The organism is Pseudomonas sp. GL_093, from assembly GCF_057837605.1.
Map to the genome: position 1 here is coordinate 6,449,669 of NZ_CM174448.1, position 21,465 is coordinate 6,471,133.

Below are 21,465 nucleotides of genomic sequence, written 5' to 3' on the forward strand. Positions count from 1 at the left end.
CTCGCGCTGATCCTCGCGCAACCCCAACGACCGGCTCATTCCACTGCCCCAATATCAAACACCAACGGCTTGGCCGACTTCTGCCCAATCCCATACCAGTCCAGCTTGCGGGTCAGCACCATAAACACGCCCAGCAATCCGAACAACAGCAGCGACCCCATCAACAACGCGTAATCCTCTGCACTGAGCAAGCCATAGAGCAAGCCATACAACGCCGCCAATCCCGCCGAAAAACTCAAGCCGTGACGCACGCTGCGTAGCACATGGCAGACATAAAAACCAATCAACAACACACAGCCGCCCGCCGACAACAGGTACGCCAGCGCAAAGCCGATGTGCTCGGACAGCGACAGCAACAGCAGGTAGAAAAACGCCAGGGCTACGCCCACCAACGCGTACTGGATTGGATGCACGGCCATGCTTTTGAGCACTTCGAACAGGAAGAATCCGGCGAAGGTCAGGGCAATGAACAGCAGCGCGTATTTGATCGCCCGATCACTCTTGAGGTACTGATCCACCGGATCGATGAAGCTCACCCCGAAGTTGCGGCTCTTGAACTCGTCACAACGGTCGCTGGTCAGGCAGTTGGTCAAGGCTTCTTCCAGGTTGGTGGAAAAGAACGAAGTCTGCCAATTCGCGGTAAAACCTGTCCCGGTGACTTCACGCTGAGCCGGCAAGTAGTTGCCGATAAAGCTCGGGTGAGGCCAGTTGGCCGCCAGTTGCACCTTGCTGGTTTTGCCGACCGGAGTGATCTGCAACTGGCCGGTGCCCTGCAGGCGCAGGTCAAAGGCGAACGCCAGTTCCGCGCCTTTGTGCCTGTCCAGCGCGGGCAACATGACGTGTGCCCCCTCGCCTAGCCAGCCAAGTTGCGTGCCCGGTTCAAAGTCCAGGCTCTGACCATTGAGGTCCAGTTTCAGGGCATTTTCGATCCCGCGGATATCGCTGATGCCTATCGTCAGAAACGCTTGATCAAACTGATAATCGGCGAAATCTTCCTTGATACCCAGTTGCGCGGGAATCGAAAACAGGCCGCTGATGTGGTTGTCGGCGTGGTACAGCCGCGCCTCGTAAATACCCCGCGAGCGCAATTCGGTCTGCACCTTGCCGTCGAGCTCGAAACGCTCCGGCAGAAAATACAGATGGCCGCGTTCTTCGCCGGTTTCCTGGTAGCGCTTGTTGGTTTTCTCATTGGTCTTCCAGATCCGCACCACTTTGCGATACGGCACCACCATGATCGGACCGCTCAGTTGCTGGCTGTAGCTGGAGCTGCGGGCGATGTCTTCGAGAACACCGTCGCGCAGTTGCTGACGGTCCTGGATCACGCCGTTGATCATCAAGAGCGGGATCAGCAACAACAGAATCAGAAGGGCAATTGCCCCGAGTTTTATGGTCAGGCTGCGGTTCATGGGACTCTCCCTGTTTGGATGGGGGGAGTCTGGGATGAGTGTGTGGGGGATTTGTGGGTGGAATGTGGAGAGTGTGTGAGAAGTTCAAGAACCACCCCTCACCCTAACCCTCTCCCCAAGGGGTAGAGGGGACTGATTGATGTGATACGTAGAAAATTGGCGACTTGAAATATTGAGTCGAACTCAGAATTTGAAAGACTTGAAGATCGGCTCCCTTTCCCCCCTCTCCCCCGTGGGGAGAGGGCTGGGGTGAGGGGTGGATTTAAGCAGGCATACGCAATTTGACTTCAACACCGCCGTCAACATTGCCGATGTTCAATGACCCACCATGCAACTTGACCACCTCTTCAACGAAGTTGAGCCCCAACCCCGTGCTCTTGCGCCCGCTGTCCGGGCGCGGCAGCGAATAGAAGCGCTCGCTCAGTCGCGGCAACGCATAGTCGGGAATCGCCTCGGCCTGGTTAAAAAGTTTGAATTCGATTTGCTCGCCGACCTTCGCGGCACTGAATCGCAACACGCCCGTTGCAGGCGTGAAATCCAACGCATTCTCCAGCAAATTACCCAATGCCTGACGCAACAGGAACGGTTCACCGGTCAGCACCAGATCCGCTGCAATGGTTTGTTCCACGCGCAACTGCTTGCCTTCGATGCGCGCCGCCTGAGCGCTCAGCAACTCATCTACCAACTTCGCCAGCGGCACCGCCACCCGCTCTTCCAGCCCTTGGCGCTGCTCGACCAGGGCCAGATTCAACAGGCGCTCGATCAACTGCTGCATCCGCGCGCTTTCCCTGTCGATGTTGCTGACAAAACGCTGCTGCTGGGCCAGCGGCATCTCGCCTTGCAGCAACTCCGCCGCGCCGCGAATCGCCGCCAGCGGGCTTTTCAGTTCGTGGGTCAATGTGTGCACGTAACGCTCGACGTAGGCTTTGCCTTCGAGCTGCGTGCGCATCTGCTCCACCGCCGTCGCCAGCTGTTCCAGTTCGCCGCCACGGTAGTGCGGAACCTCGACCCGTCGGCCTTCACTGACGGCCTGAGCGTAAGCAGTCAGCCGCCGCAGCGCCGCGCTCAACCACCACGACAACAGCGCGCCAAACAGCAGACCGAGGCCGATCAAACCGGCACCCCAGGCAAGCAATCGCCGTTCAGTGCGATCAACGTATGGCTGCAACGAGCTGTTGGGTTTGGCGACGGTGACCACGCCGATAATCTGGCCGTTGTCACGAATCGGGGCGCCGACGTGCATCACTGAGGAGTTCGGATCGTCCGGATCGCTGCGGCTGGAACGAGCGCCGTATTCGCCTCGCAGGGTCAGTAAAACGTCGTTCCAGCGCGAGTAATCCTGCCCCACTGCCACACCGCTGGAGTCCAGCACCACAACGCCCTTGGCATCGGTGACGTAGATCCGGTGGTTGACCTGATTCTTCGGCAATCCCCAGATGCTCGCCTTCGGTTGCCGTTCGCCATAAGCCTTGAGCAGCTCGGGCCAGCGATTCTGGTTCAGGGTGCCGGCCTTGAAGTCGTCGCGCAGGATTTCGGCCATGAGATTGGCGGTGTCGACCAGCGTTTCTTCGGTGGACTGACGCACGCCGGGACGGATTTCTTCCATAACGGTGTTCAGCACGAAGTAGCCGGTCAGGCCGATAAACAGCACGTAGACCAGGAATATCCGGATCCCCAGAGGCATCAGCTATGCCCCGGGTTGTAGCTGTAGCCGAGGCCGCGATGGGTCTGGATCGGTTCCGCGTCGGCCTTCACCTGGCGCAGTTTGGCGCGCACGCTCTTGATGTGGCTGTCGATGCTGCGCTCGTACCCGGCATCTGCAGCGACGCCCAGCGCATCGAGCAGCTGCTCGCGACTGAAGACCCGTTCGGGTTGGTCCAGCAGGCATTGCAGCAGACGAAACTCATGGCGGGTCAGGGTTAGAAGCTGGCCGCGGTAGCTGATTTGCACTCGTTCGCCGTCAATGCGAAACAGCGCCGATGCCACCTCGGCGGTCGCTCGCGGCGCCATGCGCTTGAGAATCGCCCGGACGCGCGCCGCCACTTCCCGTGGGCTGAACGGCTTGACCACATAATCGTCGGCACCGATTTCCAGGCCCACGACGCGATCGATTTCAGCATCACGGGCGCTGAGGAAGATCACCGGCACTTCGCTGAAACGCCGCAATTGCTTGCAGGTCTCGAAGCCGCTGATGTCCGGCAGACCAATGTCGAGAATGATCAGGTCGGCCGGGGTCTGGCGCTGATGCTCAAGCGCAGCGGCGCCAAGGCTCAGCCAGGTGGTGGTGAAGCCCTCGCCCTGCAAGGCGAAAATCAGGGTGTCGGCAATCGCCGCTTCGTCTTCGACAATCAGGATATGAGGCATGGCGTCCGAGCCCGGGAGTTAAGTGGGCGAACGGTGCCCCAAGGCTCACGTCACGTCAATGAGACCACTTGAAATCAGCAGTCGGGCTTGTCCGCCGTAAAGCGCCGTGCCGGGTTCACCGCCGCGCCGAACTCACGCAAGGCTTTGGCACCGATCAACAAAGGGTAGTTGAAGCTGCTGCGGTCGGTGAGGTTGACCTCCACGGTGCGTTTGACGTTGCCCAGGCACAGTTCCAGATCGACCACCGGACGCTTGGTGGGTTCGACCGCCTCCTTGTCATCCTCATCTTCTTCGGAGCGGGTCTTGATCTTGCTGATCCGCGCGACCTTGTGTTCGTAGACCTTGTTGCTCGCGCCTTTGGTGGCGAGGCGGAAGCGCACCCACTCGTCGCCATCGCGGGTAAAGGTTTCGATGTCTTTGGCCGACAGCGACGCGGTCAGGGCGCCGGTGTCCATCTTGGCCTTGAGGACTTCGCCACCGATTTCCGGCAGCGCGATGTATTCGTAGCGCCCGTACAGGGTCGGCTCAGCGGCCAGGACCGGCAGGGCCACGAGGGAAAGCAGTGCAAGGAGGGATTTCACGTAATGGGCTTCCTTGAGGAGTGGGCAGCGGGATTTTAGACCGTTGTACGCATGATCGTTCCCATGCTCCGTGTGGGAATGCCTCATGTGACGCTCTGCGTCACGCTTCTGGGACGCAGAGCGTCCCGGGCTGCATTCCCACGCAGAGCGTGGGAACGATCGGTGTAGATAGGTTAGCGGTTTGAAGGTGAAACATTCGTCGTCACCGATTTGGCCTGCCGTCCGAAGCTGCTTATCATTGCGCGCCCAAAGGCTTTCAAGAGTTACTTATGCGCCGCCTGCTCACCGGCTGTTTCGTTACCCTGCTGCTGTTGCTCAACACCTTGGTCCTGTTCGGGCCGCTGATGGTGTTCGCCTTGCTCAAACTGGTCCTGCCCGGGCGCTTGCGTGATTACGCGTCATGGACGGTGATGGGGATCGCCGAGACCTGGGCCGAAATCGACAAGCTGATTTTCCGCCTGTGCATCCCCACGCAATGGGACATCCGTGGCGGCGATGACCTGCAGGTCGACACGTCGTATCTGGTGATCAGCAACCATCAATCCTGGGTCGATATCCCGGCGCTGATCCAGACCCTGAACCGACGCACGCCGTTCTTCAAGTTCTTCCTCAAGAAAGAGCTGATCTGGGTGCCGTTCCTCGGGTTGGCGTGGTGGGCGCTGGATTACCCGTTCATGAAACGCTACACCAAGGCATTCCTGGCGAAGCACCCTGAGCTGGCCGGCAAGGATCTGCAGATCACCCAAGCGGCGTGCGAGTTGTACAAGCGTCAGCCGGTGACGGTGGTCAATTACCTGGAAGGCACACGCTTTACCGCTGCGAAACGGGCCCAGCAGCAATCACCCTTCACCCACCTGCTCAGGCCCAAGGCTGGCGGCGTGGCGTTTGTTCTGGCAGCAATGGGCGAACAGCTGGACGCCGTCCTTGATGTGACGGTGGTGTATCCGCAGCAGACGATTCCGGGGTTCTGGGATTTGCTCAGCGGCAACGTGCCGAAAGTCATCATCGACATCAAGACCCGCGAACTTGACCCGGCGCTGTGGCAGGGCGACTACGAAAACGATCCGCAGTTTCGCGAAACCATCCAGAACTGGGTCAACCAGCTCTGGATCGAGAAGGACCAGCGCATCGACGCGTTGCGCGCCGAGCGCCGCTGAATCAGGTACCGGTGCCTGCGCCCCAGATCCCGCCCAGGTTTGTCAGCAGCGAACCGCCGACGCCCTGCTGACCGAAAAATTGCAGAAGCACGGGGGCAAACAGGCCGATCATGCCAGTGTCCATCCCCAATGCGTTGAAGGCACTGTTCAGGTCGTTGGTGTTATTCAGGTTGCCCAAGACGTTGCCCAGACCTGCCGCTTGACCGGACGAGCCAAGCAAGCCGCTGAGGAGGCCAAGTTGACCGCCACCGGACAGCAAGTCGATTCCGGGCACGCTTTTGGACAACTCCGAGTAGTCGGTCGAACTCAATTGATTCTTCGCCAGACCGAGCATCGCCCCGGCACCGCCAATGGCTTGTTCTGGCGTCACGTTCAATTGGCTGAGAGCACTCAGCAGACCGGCCGCCTGCGCGGTCGTCGCGGTCGGCGCGGACGCGGCGGCGTCATCGTCCTGCGTGCCGGAGAGGGCATTGGCCGCATCGAACAGGCTGAACTGAGCAAAGACCGGACTGGCCGCCAGACACATCAGCGAAGCCAGTGCAAAACCGCGTGAAATCTTCATTCAGACATCCTCATGTGCCATGAAAACCGCCCGGCAATGGGCAGCGAAAAACCGTGTGTTGGACTGGCATCCCAGGGGATTGTTCCGAGTCTTGGCGAGCCCCCGACGAACAGTCGAAAAAGAATTGACCGGCGCTGCATCCAGTCTGGTCCCGCCCGCGTATATCAAGCACGGACAGACATTCCTGGCCGATTCCCTGCACGAGGATCATCACCATGAAACGCACTTCGATCAAAACGCCGTTGATTGCCAGCCTGCTGACCCTGGCCCTTGGCGGCGGATTCGTCCTGAACACTGTGCAAGCGGCAGACACGAGCCACGCGGTCATCGTCGGCGGCCAGAGCATGATGCCGAGCAAGGACATCATCGATAACGCGGTGAACTCCGCCGACCACACCACCCTGGTCGCCGCCGTGAAAGCCGCAGGCCTGGTGGATACCCTCAAGGGCAAAGGCCCGTTCACCGTGTTCGCCCCGGTCAACTCGGCCTTCGCCGCCCTGCCGGCCGGCACGGTCGATACCCTGCTCAAACCCGCCAACAAGGCGACCCTGACTCACGTCCTCACCTACCACGTGGTCGCCGGGAAACTCGACATGATGACCCTGGCCGAGAAGATCAAGGCTGGTGGCGGCACGGCCGAACTGACCACCGTCGCAGGCGGCAAGCTGTGGGCAATGATGAACGGTCCGCACAACATCACGATCAAGGATGAAAAAGGTGACGTCGCCGACATCACCACCTATGACGTGTACCAGTCCAACGGTGTGATTCAGGTCATCGACAAAGTACTGATGCCGAAAAGCTGAGGCGTGCCGCCGACCCTGCGCATCAGGGTCGGCGGTTTCCGAGGTGGCCGCCCATGAATGGAACTACCGCGCACCGTGAACTAACCTCTGCCTGCAACCGGCACCTCACCCAGCCCACCTCGATTGCCTGGAGAACTGCCATTCCCATCGCCGACGCCGATCAGCTCAGGCAGCTTCTGGCCCAGTGTTCACTGGGCGACCGCCGCGCTTTCGAGACGCTTTACCGCAGCGTCGGCCCACGGCTGCATGGCGTAGCGCTGCGATTCATGGGGCGGCCGGATCTGGCTGAAGAAGTGCTGCAGGAAAGCTTCGTGCGCATCTGGAACAACGCTTCGCGCTACGAGGCGCATCTGTCGGCACCGCTGACCTGGATGATCAACATCACCCGTCATCAGGCCATCGATCAGTTGCGCAAACACCGCGACCGGCCGTTGAGTGACCTTGAAGAACAGGCGCTGGTGGATGAAAGCCCATCGGCCCACGAACAGCTAAGCAGTGCCCGTGAGGCCAACGCCTTGAACCGCTGCCTGGAAAGCCTCGACGGCATGCAGCGTCAATCGATCACCGTGGCTTACTTTCAGGGGCTGTCCTGCTCTGAGCTCGCCGAACACCTGGCCGCGCCGCTGGGCTCGGTGAAATCCTGGATCCGCCGCGGTATGGAGCGACTGCGCAGGTGCCTTGAATCATGAACTATCAAACCCCGACCCTGCGCCGCGCCCTCGCCGCCGATTACGCCATTGGCTTGATGCCGTCTGCCGCTCGTCGGCGTTTCGAACAGCTGTTGCTGGAAGACGCGGCGCTTCGTGCGGAATTAGCGCAGTGGCAGGAAAGCCTGGCCAGTTTGACCGAAGCGCTGCCCGAGCAGCCGGTGCCGGATCGGGTGTGGCAGGGCATTACGGCGCGGATTGAGCCGCAAGTGCTGCACATGCCGGAAAAACGTCCGTTCTGGAGCTGGTTGCGAGTGACGGCTGCGGTTTGCTCGCTGGTGATCGCCGTGACGTTGGGTGTGATCTATAACCGCGACAGTGCGCGTTACAGCGCCACGCTGCTGGCGGCCGACGCGCAGCCTGCGCTGAAGGTTGAAGCGCATGAGGATTATTTGAACGTTGAGCCGCTGACGCTGGCAGCGGTTGACCCGGGGCGAAGTCTGGAGCTGTGGGCGATTCCAGCGGATGGCAAGCCGATTTCCCTTGGGGTAATTCCGGCGGGCGGCAAGGGGCGCGTAGAGCTGAGCGATACGCAGAAGACGTTGATCGGCAAGCCGATTGCGTTGGCGGTGAGTCTTGAGCCGCAGGGTGGTTCGCCGACGGGGCAACCGACGGGACCGGTGTTGTATCAAGGGGCGTTGGCGGCCTTGTAAACCACCCCTCACCCTAGCCCTCTCCCGGAGGTAGAGGGGACTGACCGAGTTGTTCTTTCGATGTACATCGACCTGAAAGTCCGAGTCGAACTCAGGTTTGAAAAGCATAGAGATCGGCCCCCTTTCCCCCTCTCCCCGCCGGGGAGAGGGCTGGGGTGAGGGGTGGGTTTCGAATACGACAAACCTCTCGATCTGCCAACATCAAAAACACAAAAAAGGCGACCCGAAGGTCGCCTTTGTTTTGCGTGAAGCCTTACGCTGCGCTGAACAGTTTGTGCGGATCGATCACAAACTTCTTCGGCACGCCCGCATCGAACTCGCCATAACCACGTGGCGCGTCATCCAGGCTGATGACTTCCACACCCACGATGTCGGCAATGTGGATACGGTCCCACATGATCGCCTGCATCAGCTGGCGGTTGTACTTCATCACTGGCGTCTGGCCGGTGTGGAAGCTGTGGGATTTGGCCCAGCCCAGACCGAAGCGGATGCTCAGGCTGCCCATTTTCGCGGCTGCATCGACTGCACCCGGATCTTCAGTCACGTACAGGCCTGGGATACCGATTTTGCCGGCAACCCGAACCACGCCCATCAGCGAGTTGAGCACGGTGGCCGGAGCCTCGTGTTTCACGCCGTCATGACCATGACCGCGCGCTTCGAAGCCCACGGCGTCGACGGCGCAATCCACTTCTGGCTCGCCCAGCAGTGCAGCGATCTGTTCGTGCAGCGGGGTGTCCAGGGACAGGTCGGCGATTTCGAAACCCTGAGCCTTGGCGTGCGCCAGGCGGACGGTGTTGACGTCACCGATGATCACCACCGCTGCGCCCAACAGGCGAGCGGAAGCGGCAGCAGCCAGACCGACAGGACCGGCACCAGCGATGTACACGGTGCTGCCCGGGCCAACGCCCGCCGTCACTGCGCCGTGGTAACCGGTCGGCAGGATGTCGGAGAGGCAGGTCAGGTCGCGGATTTTTTCCATCGCGCGATCGCGATCCGGGAGTTTCAGCAGGTTGAAGTCGGCATACGGCACCATCGCGTATTCAGCCTGGCCGCCGGTCCAGTCGCCCATGTCGACATAACCGTAAGCACCGCCCGGACGCGCCGGGTTAACGCTCAGGCAAACACCGGTGTGCATTTCCTTGCAGGAACGGCAGCGCCCGCAAGCCACGTTGAACGGTACGGACACCAGGTCGCCGATTTGCAGGTTTTCGACGTCGCTGCCCTTCTCGATCACTTCACCGGTGATCTCGTGGCCCAGTACCAGGCCGGTTTGAGCGGTAGTACGGCCACGCACCATGTGCTGGTCGGAACCACAGATGTTGGTGGAAACCACACGCAGGATGACAGCGTGGTTAATCTTCCTGCCGCGCGGGTCCTGCATTTTTGGATAGTCGATTTTCTGTATTTCGACTTTGCCATTGCCGAGATACACCACACCACGATTGCCAGACATGCTTTCACCTCGCTGTTGTTTTTATGTAGCGGTCGCGTCGCCATGGAACGGCGGCGCGTTGATTGCTCGGGTTATTGCTTGTGTGTCTTGTGTTGTCTGTTATGCCGCCATCGCGAGCAAGCTCGCTCCCACAGTAGATCGGGGTGTACACAAGGTCTGCGAACCACACAAATCCCTGTGGGAGCGAGCTTGCTCGCGATAGCGATCTAAAGAACGACCGTGCGATTGGCGTTCAAAAACACTCGTCGTTCAATGTGATAACCCACGGCCCGGGCCAGGGTCAGCCCTTCGATATCCCGCCCTTTGGCGATCAAATCTTCCGGGTAATGACTGTGGTCCACAGCCTCTACGCCCTGGGCGATGATCGGGCCTTCGTCCAGGTCGTTGTTGATGTAGTGCGCCGTGGCGCCGACCAGTTTCACGCCCTTGTTGTAGGCCTGGTGATAAGGCTTGGCGCCCTTGAAACCGGGCAGCAGGGAGTGATGGATGTTGATCGCCTTGCCGTCGAGTTTGCGGCACAGCTCTGGCGACAGGACTTGCATGTAGCGGGCAAGGATCACCAGTTCGGCGCCGGACTCTTCGATCACCTGCCAGACCTGACGCTCCTGCGACGGTTTGTCGTTCGGGTCCAGCGGGAAGTGGTAGTACGGAATCTGATGCCAGTCCGCCAGCGGCTTGAGGTCCGGGTGGTTGGAAACCACGGCGGCGACGTCCATCGACAATTGACCGATGCGCTGGCGGTAGAGCAAATCGTTGAGGCAGTGATCGGCCTTGGAAACCATGATCACCACTTTCGGGCGGTAGTTCGGCGCCGTCAGTTCGAAGATCATGCCGAAGGCTTGGCCGCGTTCTTCGAGGCCGGCGCGGAAGGCTTGTTCGTCGAAGCCGTCGGGCTGACGGAATTCCACACGAATGAAGAAACGGCCCGAAAGCCGATCATCAAAGGAATGGTGTTCGGTGACGTAGCAGCCCTGCTCGAACAGAAAGCGGGTCACCGCGTCCACGGTGCCGAGAACGCTTGGGCAGTCGGCGGTCAGAATCCATGTGTCTGGGGCGCGGCTCATAGTGCGGTGACTCCTGTTCATTGTGCTGGGTGTCAGGGAAATCCACCCCTCACCCTAGCCCTCTCCCCAGAGGGGCGAGGGGACTGATCGCAGTGACTGGCAAAGTTACTGCGACCTGTTAAACCGAGTCGAACTCAGGTTCAAGAACAACACAAATCGGCTCCCTTTCCCCCTCTCCCCCATGGGGAGAGGGTTGGGGTGAGGGGTGGCTTTTAAGCCTGGACGCTCAAGCCGTATTCGGCGGCCGCATCCTGCAACCACAACCACCAGTAATCCGAGAAGCTGCGACGAATCAGCAGTTCCCAGGTGTCTTCGGCGGTATGGCGGATCATCAGTTGCGACTTGGCAAACACGGTCCCCACAGCCTTGCCCACCGGGAAGCTGTTGGGGTGCACGTCGTAGCTGGTGGACTTCATCAGCACCTGGCGCACGTTCGGGCCGCTCAGTTCGAGGAGTTGCTGGCCGCCGCTGACGTTGGTGATCGCGATGTGCAGGTCGCCCAGCGCTTCACGCAGTTTCTTCTCGGCGGCGAACTCTTCACCGGTCGGCACGATCAGCAGCCATTCATCCGGCCCCATCCATTGCAGGCTGGTTTCGCCTTTAACGACGACGGTCAGCGCGCCCGGCAATTCGATACCGAGAGCTTTGTGCACCCCGGCAGCGAACGCAGCATCATGGCCATCGCCACGAATGGTCAGGTGGCCGAGGAGTTTTTTCTCACGCACGATCACGCCGGCGCTTTTGCGACCCTTGCCCACCAGGCTGGCGAGGTCGGCGTGATGCAGCGACGACTCGGCCTTGGCCCCAGTGGTTGGGCGTTGTTGGTAAACATTGGCTGCGGTCATAAAGCACCTTTCTTTTGTTGATCGTTCCCACGCTCTGCGTGGGAATGCCGCCATGGACGCTCTGCGTCCGCTCTTGGGACGCGGAGCGTCCCGGGATGCATTCCCACGCAGAGCGTGGGAACGATCGACTTATACGTTCTGGCGATCACCCTTTGGATCGAAGAACACCGAAGAAACGATTTCCGCCTCGATCACGCTGCCATCGGCCAGCGGTGCGAACACACGCTCACCCATGCGCTTCAAGCCGCCCTTGACCACACCCATGGCAAACGAATAGCCGAGGGAGTTGTGCAAGTAGCTGGAGGTGACGTGACCGACCATGGTCATCGGGATCGCTTGCTTGGTGTTGAACACCAATTGCGCGCCTTCTGGCAGCCATTTGGTCGGATCGATCGGCTTCAGACCGACCAACTGTTTGCGCTGATCACGCACGCAGTCTTCGCGGTTCATGCCACGCTGGCCAATCCACGAGAACGGTTTGGTGCGACCAACACACCAGCCCATGTTCAGGTCGTCCGGGGTCATCGAGCTGTCAGTGTCCTGGCCGACGATGATGAAGCCCTTCTCGGCCCGCAGCACGTGCATGGTTTCGGTGCCATATGGCGTCAGGTTGTACTTCTTGCCAGCATCAACAATTTTTTCCAGCACGCCCATTGCATAGTCGGCTTGCACGTTGACTTCGTACGACAGTTCACCGGTAAACGAAATCCGGAATACCCGCGCCGGCACACCGCCGACCAGACCTTCTTTCCAGGTCATGAACGGGAACGCTTCGTTGCTCAGGTCGATGTCGGTGACTTCGCTGAGCAGCTTGCGGCTGTTCGGCCCGGACAAGGTCATGGTTGCCCAGTGATCCGTCACGGAGGTGAAGTACACCTTCAGGTCTGGCCATTCGGTCTGGTGGTAGATTTCCAGCCATTGCAGCACGCGTGCAGCGCCGCCGGTGGTGGTGGTCATCACGAAGTGGTTGTCGGCGAGACAGGCGGTTACGCCGTCGTCGAAGACCATGCCGTCTTCTTTGCACATCAGGCCGTAGCGGGCCTTGCCCACATCGAGCTTGGTCCAGGCGTTGGTGTAGATGCGGTTGAGGAACTCGCGCGAGTCCGGGCCCTGGATGTCGATTTTGCCCAGGGTCGAAGCGTCCAGCAGGCCGACGCTGTCGCGCACGGCTTTGCATTCGCGTTTCACGGCGGCGTGCAGGTCTTCACCGCTTTTCGGGAAGTACCAAGGACGCTTCCACTGACCGACGTCTTCGAACTCGGCGCCGTTCTTCACGTGCCAGTGATGCAGCGCGGTGAAACGCACCGGCTCGAAGATGTGCCCACAGTGACGACCGGCCACGGCGCCGAAGGTCACCGGCGTGTAGTTCGGGCGGAACATGGTGGTGCCCATCTGCGGGATGGTCACGTTCAGCGAACGGGCGGCGATGGCCAGACCGTTGACGTTGCCGAGCTTGCCCTGGTCAGTACCGAAGCCCAGTGCGGTGTAGCGTTTGACGTGTTCGACCGACTCGAAGCCTTCGCGGGTTGCCAGTTCGATGGCGGCCGCGGTGACGTCGTTTTGCAGGTCGACGAATTGCTTCGGCGCACGTGCGGTGTTCTTTTCGTGCGGCACCTGGAACAGCGCCAGTGTTGGCTCTTCCAGACGGCTCAGGGCTTTCGGCAAGGTGCCTTCGACCACGCTGAAACCGGCTTCGCTGGCTGCGCGAGCGCCGCCTTCAAAACCATCGGCCAGGGAATCGCCGAGACCATAAACGCCGTTGATGCCACCGACGCACACGCGCTTCTGCGGTGCTTCGCCCGGTACGAAACCGAGGATGTCTTCACGCCAGATCGGCTTGCCACCCAAGTGCGACGCCAGGTGAACCACCGGGCTGTAACCGCCGGAGCTGGCAACCAGGTCGCACTCGAGCCACTCACCAGGACTGGTCACGGTGTGCGCTTTGACATCGATCGCGGCAACGCGAGCGGCGGTCACGTGCTTGCTGCCACGGGCCTCGATCACGGCGCTGCCGGTCAGGATGCGGATGCCTTTGGCGCGCGCTTCTTCAACCAGCGCACCGCGCGGATTGCTGCGGGCATCGGCGATGGCGACGACTTGCAGGCTGGCGTCGAGCCAATCCAGAGCAACGCGATAGGCGTGATCGTTGTTGGTCGACAGCACCAGTTTTTTACCCGGTGCCACACCGTAACGACGCACGTAAGTCGACACAGCGCCGGCGAGCATGTTGCCCGGCACGTCGTTGTTGCCGTAAACCAGTGGACGCTCGTGAGCGCCGGTCGCCAGCACTACACGCTTGGCGCGAACCCGGTGGATGCGCTGACGGACCTGGCCAATCGGGGCGCGGTCGCCGAGGTGATCGGTCAGGCGCTCGTGAATGGTCAGGAAGTTATGGTCGTGGTAACCGTTGACTGTGGCGCGCGGCAACAGCAGCACGTCCGGGGTGTCTTTCAGTTCGGCGATGACGCTGGCGATCCATTCGGCAGCAGGCTTGCCGTCGAGGCTTTCGCGGGAGTCGAGCAGGCTGCCGCCGAACTCTTCCTGTTCATCGGCGAGGATCACACGGGCACCGCTGCGGGCAGCAGCGAGTGCAGCGGCCAGGCCAGCAGGGCCACCGCCGACGATCAGCACGTCGCAGTGCTGGTTCATGTAGTCGTAGGTGTCCGGATCGTTCTCGGTCGGCGAGCGGCCAAGACCGGCGGCTTTACGAATGTACTTCTCGTAAGTCATCCAGAACGATTGCGGGTACATGAAGGTTTTGTAGTAGAAGCCCGGCGGCATCAGCTTGCCGCCGACCTTGCCGAGAATCCCCATCATGTCGTTGTTCACGCTCGGCCAGCCGTTGGTGCTGGTGGCGACCAAACCTTGATACAGCGCTTGTTGCGTGGCGCGTACGTTCGGGATCTGCGTGGCTTCGGTCGCGCCGATTTGCAGCACGGCGTTCGGCTCTTCGGCACCGGCGGCGAAGATGCCGCGCGGACGGGAATACTTGAAGCTGCGACCGATGATGTCGACACCGTTGGCCAACAAGGCTGCGGCCAGGGAATCGCCTTCAAAGCCTTTGTAGCTCTGGCCGTTGAAGGTAAAGCTCAGCACTTTGTTGCGGTCGATCCGTCCGCCGTTGGACAGGCGATTGATCTGGCTCATACCTTCTCTCCCAGAGCCGTGGCGGCCGCTTTCGGGCTATCGGTCTTGTCGGTGAATTGTGGCTTTGCACCGATCTTGTAAGTCTCGAGGATCTCGTAGGTCACAGTGTCACGGGTGGCGTTGAAGTACTGACGGCAACCGGCGACGTGATCCCACAGCTCGTGGTGCAGACCGCGAGGGTTATCGCGGAAGAACATGTAGTCGCCCCACTCCTCGTCGGTGCAGTTGGTCGGATCCAGTGGACGCGGGATGTGCGCCTGGCCGGATGCGTGGAATTCCTCTTCGGAGCGCAGTTCGCCGCAGTGAGGACAGAAGATATGCAACATGGGGATTTCTCCTGTTAGTGGGCAACCGCAGCAGCGCCGTGTTCATCGATCAACGCACCGTTGTGGAAACGGTCGATGGAGAAAGGTGCAGCCAATGGGTGCATTTCACCCTTGGCCAGACTCGCGGCAAACACGTTGCCCGAGCCAGGTGTTGCCTTGAAGCCACCGGTGCCCCAACCGCAGTTGAAGAACATGTTCGGGACCGGGGTTTTCGAGATGATCGGGCATGCGTCCGGCGTGGTGTCGACGATGCCGCCCCACTGACGGTTCATACGCACGCGGGACAACACCGGGAACATCTCGACAATGGCCTGAATGGTGTGCTCGATCACCGGGTACGAACCACGCTGGCCGTAGCCGTTGTAGCCGTCGATGCCGGCGCCGATCACCAGGTCGCCCTTGTCGGACTGGCTGATGTAACCGTGTACGGCGTTGGACATGATCACGCTGTCGATAATCGGCTTGATCGGCTCGGACACCAGCGCTTGCAGCGGGTGCGATTCGATCGGCAGACGGAAACCGGCGAGTTTGGCCATGTGCCCGGAGTTACCGGCGGTCACGACACCGACGCGCTTGGCGCCGATGAAGCCTTTATTGGTTTCAACGCCGATGCACACACCGTTTTCCTTGCGGAAGCCGATCACTTCGGTCTGTTGAATCAGGTCAACGCCCAAGGCGTCGGCGGCACGGGCAAAGCCCCACGCCACGGCATCGTGACGAGCCACGCCGCCGCGACGCTGGACGGTAGCGCCCATCACCGGGTAGCGAGTGTTTTTCGAGCAGTCGAGGTACGGAATCTCGTCAGCCACTTGTTTGGCATCGAGCAGTTCGCCGTCCACGCCGTTGAGGCGGTTGGCGCTGACACGACGCTCGGAATCGCGAATGTCTTGAAGTGTGTGGCACAGGTTGTAAACGCCGCGCTGGGAGAACATCACGTTGTAGTTCAGGTCCTGGGACAGGCCTTCCCACAATTTCATTGCGTGTTCGTACAGGTGCGCCGACTCGTCCCACAGGTAGTTGGAGCGAACGATGGTGGTGTTGCGCGCGGTGTTACCGCCGCCCAGCCAGCCTTTTTCGACCACGGCCACGTTAGTGATGCCGTGCTCTTTGGCGAGGTAGTAGGCGGTCGCCAGACCATGCCCGCCACCGCCGACGATGACCACGTCATAGACCTTTTTAGGGGTCGGCGTGCGCCACATCTTCTGCCAGTTTTCGTGATGGCTGAGGGAGTGTTTGAAGAGGCCGAAGCCCGAGTAGCGTTGCATAGTCATTTACTCCAAAACCGCGCTCAGCGATAAACCGGGAAGTCCGCGCACAGGGCCGAAACTTGCTGCGCAACATTGGCCTCGACATCGGCGTCGCCGAGGTTGTCGAGGATGTCGCAGATCCAGCCGGCAAGCGTGACGCACTGGGTAACCTTGAAGCCGCGAGTGGTCACCGCCGGGGTGCCGATGCGCAGGCCGGAGGTCACGAACGGCGACTGTGGATCGTTCGGGACAGCGTTCTTGTTCACGGTGATGTGGGCGCGACCGAGTGCTGCATCCGCCTCTTTGCCGGTGAGGCCCTGACGGATCAGGCTGACCAGGAACAGGTGGTTATCGGTACCGCCGGACACTACATCGTAGCCGCGTTTGATAAATACGCCGGCCATGGCCTGGGCGTTGTCGATCACTTGTTGCTGGTAGGCCTTGAAACCTGGCTCCAGCGCTTCCTTGAAGCACACCGCTTTACCAGCGATGACGTGCATCAACGGGCCGCCCTGTGCACCCGGGAAAACTGCAGCGTTCAGCTTCTTCTCGATTTCTTCGTTGGACTTGCACAGGATCAGGCCGCCACGTGGACCGCGCAGGGTCTTGTGGGTGGTGGTGGTGACCACATCGGCGTACGGCAGCGGGTTCGGGTACAGGCCGGCAGCGACCAGACCTGCAACGTGAGCCATGTCGACGAACAGCAGGGCACCGACCTTGTCGGCGATCTGACGGAAGCGTGGGAAGTCGAGGGTCTTGGAGTAAGCAGAGAAGCCGGCGACGATCATCTTCGGCTTGCACTCGACGGCCAGGCGCTCGACTTCGTCGTAGTCGATCAGACCGGTTTTGGTGTCGATGCCGTACTGCACGGCGTTGTACAGCTTGCCCGAGGACGACACTTTGGCGCCGTGGGTCAGGTGACCGCCATGGGCCAGGCTCATGCCCAGAATGGTGTCGCCGGCTTGCAGCAGAGCCAGGTACACGGCGCTGTTGGCCGAGGAACCGGAGTGCGGCTGCACGTTGGCGTAATCAGCACCGAACAGCTGCTTGGCGCGTTCGATGGCCAGCGCTTCAACTTTATCGACGTGCTCGCAGCCACCGTAGTAGCGCTTGCCCGGATAGCCTTCGGCGTATTTGTTGGTCAGGCCACTGCCTTGCGCTTCCATGACGCGTTTGCTGGTGTAGTTCTCTGACGCGATCAGCTCGATGTGATCTTCCTGGCGTTGCTCCTCGGCATTCATCGCCGCCAGCAGTGCATCGTCGTAACCCTGGATCTGGTCTTGCTTGCTGAACATCGCGTCTCTCCCAGCGGCATCTATGCGCCATTCGTCTCGGTAAGGCACTGGTGTTTCGACAGTGCCCTTTGAATGCGATGGTATGACCGGCGCAGACAGGCCAAATGCCTACGGACGCCACGCAAAGGTGCGTTTACGACATGGCGGAGAATGGCATGCCGAACACACTCTCCAAACCAGCAGAGATCCCCTGTGGGAGCGAGCCTGCTCGCGATGACGGTGAGTCAGCAACATTGATGTCGCCTGACACTCCCTCATCGCGAGCAGGCTCGCTCCCACAGGGGTTAAGCGATTGTCTGTCGCACTGCGAGCAACAGTAGAAAGTGCAACGGATACAAGGCATACGCCCAGCGGCGCATTGGAGGCGGAGGCTTAAGCTGACCGGCGTAACGCAGCAAAAGCAGGCTGGCCAGTGGCGCGATCAGACAAGCGGCGATGCCGAGGATGGCTTCAACATTGTGAAACCGCGCGGACAGAACCACGGAAACGCCAGTCGCCCCGGCACATACAGCAGATCGACGGAATAACCGACATATCGCAGGTGATCGAGCACCATGCTCAAGAGCGTCAGCCACTTGAGCAGATCCAGTGCCCCATCCCTTTGCGTCCTGTGCATAATTGCCCGTCGTCTTTGTATTTTTCTGTCAGACGCATCGCGTGTGCTCTCCGGATGATCTTCGGTAAAGTGCGCACCATCATTGACCACGAGATTCTTCACCATAAGAGCCTCGACCACGGAAAGCAGGGCCATGACCGATAAGAGCCAACAATTCGCCAGCGACAACTATTCCGGTATCTGCCCTGAAGCCTGGGCTGCCATGGAACAGGCCAACCACGGCCACCAACGCGCCTATGGCGACGACGAATGGACGGCACGCGCGTCCGACGATTTCCGCAAACTGTTCGAAACCGACTGCGAAGTATTCTTCGCCTTCAACGGCACCGCGGCCAACTCCCTGGCCCTGTCGTCGCTGTGCCAGAGTTACCACAGCGTGATCTGCTCGGAAACCGCCCACGTCGAAACCGACGAATGCGGCGCACCGGAGTTCTTTTCCAACGGTTCCAAGCTGCTCATCGCCCGCACTGAGAACGGCAAGCTGACCCCGGAATCGATCCGCGAAATCGCGCTCAAGCGCCAGGACATCCACTACCCGAAACCGCGCGTCGTGACCCTGACCCAAGCCACCGAAGTCGGCAGCGTCTACACCCCGGAAGAAATCCGCGCCATCAGCGCCACCTGCAAAGAGCTGGGCCTGAACCTGCACATGGACGGCGCGCGCTTCTCCAACGCCTGCGCTTTCCTCGGCTGCTCGCCGGCCGACCTGACCTGGAAGGCCGGCGTCGACGTGTTGTGCTTCGGCGGCACGAAAAACGGCATGGCGGTGGGGGAAGCGATTCTGTTCTTCAACCACAAGCTGGCTGAAGACTTCGACTACCGCTGCAAACAGGCCGGGCAACTGGCCTCGAAAATGCGCTTCCTGTCGGCGCCTTGGGTCGGGATTCTGGAAAACGACGCCTGGCTCAAATACGCCCGCCACGCCAACCACTGCGCGCAGCTGTTGGCTGAACTGGTCAGCGACATTCCAGGCGTGGAACTGATGTTCCCGGTGCAAGCCAACGGCGTGTTCCTGCAACTCTCGGAACCGGCCATCGCTGCACTGACGGCCAAGGGCTGGCGCTTCTACACCTTCATCGGCAACGGCGGCGCACGCTTCATGTGCTCGTGGGACACCGAAGAAGAACGCGTACGGGAATTGGCGGCGGATATTCGCGAAGTCATGTCCCGGTAAAACCCGCCAGCCTACTGATCGTTCCCACGCTCCGCGTGGGAATGCAGCCCGTGACGCTCTGCGTCACAACGGTGCTCGGCACTGCATCAGCGGTGAGGCAGGAACGCGGAGCGTCCCGAGAGGCATTCCCACGCGGAGCGTGGGAACGATCATTAGTGGCGCGTCGCAATTTCCCACTCCCTTCTGCGTCGCTGTCCGCTAGCGCCACCACACAACCCCGCTCACCCTAGTCATTCCCGCGCAAAGGAATGCACCCATGGGCCGAAGCCGCTACACCATCACCGAACCCGACAAACCGCACTTCCTGACCTGCACGATCATGGAATGGCTCCCGCTGTTCATCCGCCCCTACATCGTCGATCACCTGCTCAACTGCTGGCGCTATCAGCAAACCCATCATGATTTAAAGCTGTTTGGCTATGTGGTCCTGGAGAACCATCTGCACTTTGTCGCAGAAGCTCCGGATCTCATCAAATGCCTCAGCCAATTCAAATCCTTCACCGCCCGACAAATCCTCGACGACCTGCAAAGCAAAGGCGCCGATCGCGCATTGCAGCGCCTGCGTTTCAGCAAACGCGCGCACAAGCAGGACCGGGTGTATCAGCTGTGGCAGGAAGGTTCGCACGCGGAAATGGTGTACAGCGAAACGGTGATGCGCCAGAAGCTGGATTACATTCATTACAACCCGGTGAAGCGTGGGTATGTGGATTTGCCGGAGCACTGGAGGTATTCAAGCGCCCGAAATTACGCGGGTATGGAAGGACTGATCGAGATTCAAAAGTGGTTTTGAGACGACAACCGAGCCCCCTGCAACGGGATCGTTCCCACGCTCCGCGTGGGAATGCCTCTCGGGACGCTCCGCGTTCCTGCCTCACCGCCGATGCAATGCCGGACACCGTTGTGACGCGGAGCGTCACGGGCTGCATTCCCACGCGGAGCGTGGGAACGATCAGTGGAGGCTGGTGAGTTGGTCTACATTTGACTGCGAGCTGTTTTGATCCGCTCAGATAACAATAATCAGGAGCGCACGCATGTCATTGAAAGGCAAAACCCTGTTCATCACCGGTGCCAGTCGCGGGATTGGTCGTGAGATCGCGCTGCGGGCTGCGCGGGATGGAGCCAACATTGTGATTGCCGCGAAAAGCGCCGAGCCGCACCCCAAGTTGCCGGGCACGATTTTCAGCGTGGCCAAGGAAGTCGAAGCCGCGGGCGGCAAGGCGCTGGCCTTGCAGGTGGATGTGCGTGATGAAGTCGCGGTGCGCGAGGCTCTGGCCAAGGCCAACGAGCATTTCGGCGGCATTGATGCGCTGATCAACAACGCCGGGGCGATCAAACTGACCGGGGTTCAACACATCGAGCTCAAGCGCTTCGACCTGATGCACCAGATCAACACCCGCGCCGTGCTCCTGTGCAGCCAGGCCGCCCTGCCCTATCTGAAGAAAAGCGGCGGACACATCCTCAGCCTTTCCCCGCCACTGAATCTGGCGAGCAAATGGTTTGCGCAGTACAGCCCTTACACCGTGACCAAATACGGCATGAGCATGCTGACATTGGGCATGAGTGAGGAATTCAAAAACTACGGCATCAGCGTCAATTCCCTGTGGCCGCAGACGATGATCGCCACTGCCGCCATCGAGTTTCAGCTCGGTTCGCGGGAATCCTTCAAACACGCACGAACGCCGGCGATCATGGCCGATGCCGCCCATGTCATTCTGGATAGCAGTGGTCGCAGCATTACCGGGCGATTGCTGATTGATGAGGAGATTCTGCGGGAGCACGGGGTGACGGACTTTGAACCGTATCGGTTCGCGCCTGACACCACCGACCCGCTGATGCCGGACCTGTTTGTCGACTGAGTGGTTTAGGGTGTCAGTAAGATCCGCCCCTCACCCTAACCCTCTCCCCAAAGGGGCGAGGGGACTGACTGTGGATTTCTTTAGAAAATTTGCGACCTGAGATATCGAGGTGAGCTCAGGTTTTGAACAGCATGAAGATCTGCCCCCTTTCCCCCTCTCCCCACTGGGGAGAGGGCTGGGGTGAGGGGTGGATCTTGAAGTTGACT

19 protein-coding genes and 1 pseudogene are annotated in these 21,465 nt (G+C 60.3%); 7 read left to right on the forward strand and 13 right to left on the reverse strand.

The genetic code is table 11. The features are described 5' to 3' along the window. Window positions 1–35 precede the first annotated feature (35 nt). The 4 genes from creD to rloA2 all read right to left on the reverse strand — a co-directional run bounded on the left by creD (window position 36) and on the right by rloA2 (window position 4,351). Entirely contained in the window at window positions 36–1,406 is a 1,371-nt protein-coding gene (gene creD, locus AC3IUE_RS29825; RefSeq protein WP_489264487.1) for a cell envelope integrity protein CreD, read from the reverse strand. 262 nt (window positions 1,407–1,668) lie between these two features. After that, window positions 1,669–3,090 (reverse strand): two-component system sensor histidine kinase CreC, encoded by a 1,422-nt coding sequence (gene creC, locus AC3IUE_RS29830; protein ID WP_489264488.1) that lies wholly within the window; start codon window positions 3,088–3,090, stop codon window positions 1,669–1,671. Then, complete coding sequence (creB, locus tag AC3IUE_RS29835) at window positions 3,090–3,770, reverse strand: two-component system response regulator CreB (protein WP_489264489.1); 681 nt, start codon at window positions 3,768–3,770, stop codon at window positions 3,090–3,092. Before creB ends, creC begins: the two co-directional genes overlap by 1 nt. Before the next feature lie 74 nt (window positions 3,771–3,844). Further along, window positions 3,845–4,351, reverse strand: a complete 507-nt coding sequence (gene rloA2 / locus AC3IUE_RS29840; RefSeq protein WP_033053442.1) for a retropepsin-like aspartic peptidase RloA2 — start codon at window positions 4,349–4,351, stop codon at window positions 3,845–3,847. A 269-nt stretch (window positions 4,352–4,620) separates the two neighbouring features. Here rloA2 and yihG point away from each other — a divergent pair, with 269 nt between their 5' ends. Continuing rightward, entirely contained in the window at window positions 4,621–5,508 is an 888-nt protein-coding gene (gene yihG, locus AC3IUE_RS29845; protein ID WP_489264490.1) for a 1-acylglycerol-3-phosphate O-acyltransferase, YihG family, read from the forward strand. Window position 5,509: 1 nt separating this feature from the next. On the opposite strand, the gene AC3IUE_RS29850 is transcribed toward yihG, so the two are convergent. Continuing rightward, the gene (locus AC3IUE_RS29850) at window positions 5,510–6,070 is read right to left on the reverse strand and encodes a DUF2780 domain-containing protein (RefSeq protein WP_489264491.1); all 561 of its coding nucleotides are present in this window, start codon (window positions 6,068–6,070) and stop codon (window positions 5,510–5,512) included. A gap of 215 nt (window positions 6,071–6,285) precedes the next feature. Here AC3IUE_RS29850 and AC3IUE_RS29855 point away from each other — a divergent pair, with 215 nt between their 5' ends. The 3 genes from AC3IUE_RS29855 to AC3IUE_RS29865 are packed head-to-tail and all read left to right on the forward strand — an operon-like array spanning window position 6,286 to window position 8,236. Further along, window positions 6,286–6,876, forward strand: a complete 591-nt coding sequence (locus tag AC3IUE_RS29855; protein ID WP_056741255.1) for a fasciclin domain-containing protein — start codon at window positions 6,286–6,288, stop codon at window positions 6,874–6,876. Window positions 6,877–6,929: 53 nt separating this feature from the next. Continuing rightward, window positions 6,930–7,565: a sigma-70 family RNA polymerase sigma factor gene (locus tag AC3IUE_RS29860; RefSeq protein ID WP_056741254.1), complete on the forward strand. Its 636-nt coding sequence runs from the start codon at window positions 6,930–6,932 to the stop codon at window positions 7,563–7,565. Further along, window positions 7,562–8,236: an anti-sigma factor gene (locus AC3IUE_RS29865; RefSeq protein WP_489264492.1), complete on the forward strand. Its 675-nt coding sequence runs from the start codon at window positions 7,562–7,564 to the stop codon at window positions 8,234–8,236. Before AC3IUE_RS29860 ends, AC3IUE_RS29865 begins: the two co-directional genes overlap by 4 nt. A gap of 253 nt (window positions 8,237–8,489) precedes the next feature. Here AC3IUE_RS29865 and fdhA read toward each other — a convergent pair whose 3' ends face one another. The 8 genes and pseudogenes from fdhA to AC3IUE_RS29905 all read right to left on the reverse strand — a co-directional run bounded on the left by fdhA (window position 8,490) and on the right by AC3IUE_RS29905 (window position 18,229). Then, on the reverse strand, window positions 8,490–9,689 hold the full coding sequence (gene fdhA / locus AC3IUE_RS29870; protein ID WP_007947729.1) for a formaldehyde dehydrogenase, glutathione-independent: 1,200 nt from the start codon (window positions 9,687–9,689) through the stop codon (window positions 8,490–8,492). 206 nt (window positions 9,690–9,895) lie between these two features. Continuing rightward, window positions 9,896–10,753 (reverse strand): formyltetrahydrofolate deformylase, encoded by an 858-nt coding sequence (purU, locus tag AC3IUE_RS29875; protein WP_008147101.1) that lies wholly within the window; start codon window positions 10,751–10,753, stop codon window positions 9,896–9,898. A gap of 212 nt (window positions 10,754–10,965) precedes the next feature. Continuing rightward, window positions 10,966–11,598 (reverse strand): sarcosine oxidase subunit gamma, encoded by a 633-nt coding sequence (locus tag AC3IUE_RS29880; RefSeq protein ID WP_436273336.1) that lies wholly within the window; start codon window positions 11,596–11,598, stop codon window positions 10,966–10,968. 129 nt (window positions 11,599–11,727) lie between these two features. Next, window positions 11,728–14,745 (reverse strand): sarcosine oxidase subunit alpha, encoded by a 3,018-nt coding sequence (locus tag AC3IUE_RS29885; protein ID WP_489264493.1) that lies wholly within the window; start codon window positions 14,743–14,745, stop codon window positions 11,728–11,730. Then, entirely contained in the window at window positions 14,742–15,071 is a 330-nt protein-coding gene (locus AC3IUE_RS29890; protein WP_123368610.1) for a sarcosine oxidase subunit delta, read from the reverse strand. The genes AC3IUE_RS29885 and AC3IUE_RS29890 overlap by 4 nt, the downstream gene beginning before the upstream one ends. Before the next feature lie 14 nt (window positions 15,072–15,085). Continuing rightward, window positions 15,086–16,336, reverse strand: coding sequence for a sarcosine oxidase subunit beta (locus AC3IUE_RS29895; protein WP_007947735.1), 1,251 nt, complete (start codon window positions 16,334–16,336; stop codon window positions 15,086–15,088). 23 nt (window positions 16,337–16,359) lie between these two features. Beyond that, a complete protein-coding gene (gene glyA / locus AC3IUE_RS29900; RefSeq protein ID WP_033053962.1) occupies window positions 16,360–17,613 on the reverse strand; it encodes a serine hydroxymethyltransferase in 1,254 nt (417 codons plus the stop codon). A gap of 284 nt (window positions 17,614–17,897) precedes the next feature. After that, a pseudogene (locus AC3IUE_RS29905) lies at window positions 17,898–18,229 on the reverse strand (TraX family protein). A gap of 133 nt (window positions 18,230–18,362) precedes the next feature. Between AC3IUE_RS29905 and AC3IUE_RS29910 the strand changes: the two are divergent. The 3 genes from AC3IUE_RS29910 to AC3IUE_RS29920 all read left to right on the forward strand — a co-directional run bounded on the left by AC3IUE_RS29910 (window position 18,363) and on the right by AC3IUE_RS29920 (window position 21,259). Beyond that, window positions 18,363–19,403, forward strand: coding sequence for a threonine aldolase family protein (locus AC3IUE_RS29910; RefSeq protein ID WP_046045314.1), 1,041 nt, complete (start codon window positions 18,363–18,365; stop codon window positions 19,401–19,403). 256 nt (window positions 19,404–19,659) lie between these two features. Continuing rightward, complete coding sequence (locus tag AC3IUE_RS29915) at window positions 19,660–20,193, forward strand: REP-associated tyrosine transposase (RefSeq protein WP_489264494.1); 534 nt, start codon at window positions 19,660–19,662, stop codon at window positions 20,191–20,193. A gap of 241 nt (window positions 20,194–20,434) precedes the next feature. After that, window positions 20,435–21,259, forward strand: a complete 825-nt coding sequence (locus tag AC3IUE_RS29920; RefSeq protein WP_489264495.1) for an SDR family oxidoreductase — start codon at window positions 20,435–20,437, stop codon at window positions 21,257–21,259. Window positions 21,260–21,465: the final 206 nt, after the last annotated feature.

Bases quoted from the DNA above. Each gene is read 5' to 3' on its own strand.
- creD (WP_489264487.1), bottom strand. From the start codon at position 1,406: ATGAACCGCAGCCTGACCATAAAACTCGGGGCAATTGCCCTTCTGATT.
- creC (WP_489264488.1), bottom strand. From the start codon at position 3,090: ATGCCTCTGGGGATCCGGATATTCCTGGTCTACGTGCTGTTTATCGGC.
- creB (WP_489264489.1), bottom strand. From the start codon at position 3,770: ATGCCTCATATCCTGATTGTCGAAGACGAAGCGGCGATTGCCGACACC.
- yihG (WP_489264490.1), top strand. From the start codon at position 4,621: ATGCGCCGCCTGCTCACCGGCTGTTTCGTTACCCTGCTGCTGTTGCTC.
- AC3IUE_RS29850 (WP_489264491.1), bottom strand. From the start codon at position 6,070: ATGAAGATTTCACGCGGTTTTGCACTGGCTTCGCTGATGTGTCTGGCG.
- AC3IUE_RS29855 (WP_056741255.1), top strand. From the start codon at position 6,286: ATGAAACGCACTTCGATCAAAACGCCGTTGATTGCCAGCCTGCTGACC.
- AC3IUE_RS29860 (WP_056741254.1), top strand. From the start codon at position 6,930: ATGAATGGAACTACCGCGCACCGTGAACTAACCTCTGCCTGCAACCGG.
- AC3IUE_RS29865 (WP_489264492.1), top strand. From the start codon at position 7,562: ATGAACTATCAAACCCCGACCCTGCGCCGCGCCCTCGCCGCCGATTAC.
- fdhA (WP_007947729.1), bottom strand. From the start codon at position 9,689: ATGTCTGGCAATCGTGGTGTGGTGTATCTCGGCAATGGCAAAGTCGAA.
- purU (WP_008147101.1), bottom strand. From the start codon at position 10,753: ATGAGCCGCGCCCCAGACACATGGATTCTGACCGCCGACTGCCCAAGC.
- AC3IUE_RS29880 (WP_436273336.1), bottom strand. From the start codon at position 11,598: ATGACCGCAGCCAATGTTTACCAACAACGCCCAACCACTGGGGCCAAG.
- AC3IUE_RS29885 (WP_489264493.1), bottom strand. From the start codon at position 14,745: ATGAGCCAGATCAATCGCCTGTCCAACGGCGGACGGATCGACCGCAAC.
- AC3IUE_RS29890 (WP_123368610.1), bottom strand. From the start codon at position 15,071: ATGTTGCATATCTTCTGTCCTCACTGCGGCGAACTGCGCTCCGAAGAG.
- AC3IUE_RS29895 (WP_007947735.1), bottom strand. From the start codon at position 16,336: ATGCAACGCTACTCGGGCTTCGGCCTCTTCAAACACTCCCTCAGCCAT.
- glyA (WP_033053962.1), bottom strand. From the start codon at position 17,613: ATGTTCAGCAAGCAAGACCAGATCCAGGGTTACGACGATGCACTGCTG.
- AC3IUE_RS29910 (WP_046045314.1), top strand. From the start codon at position 18,363: ATGACCGATAAGAGCCAACAATTCGCCAGCGACAACTATTCCGGTATC.
- AC3IUE_RS29915 (WP_489264494.1), top strand. From the start codon at position 19,660: ATGGGCCGAAGCCGCTACACCATCACCGAACCCGACAAACCGCACTTC.
- AC3IUE_RS29920 (WP_489264495.1), top strand. From the start codon at position 20,435: ATGTCATTGAAAGGCAAAACCCTGTTCATCACCGGTGCCAGTCGCGGG.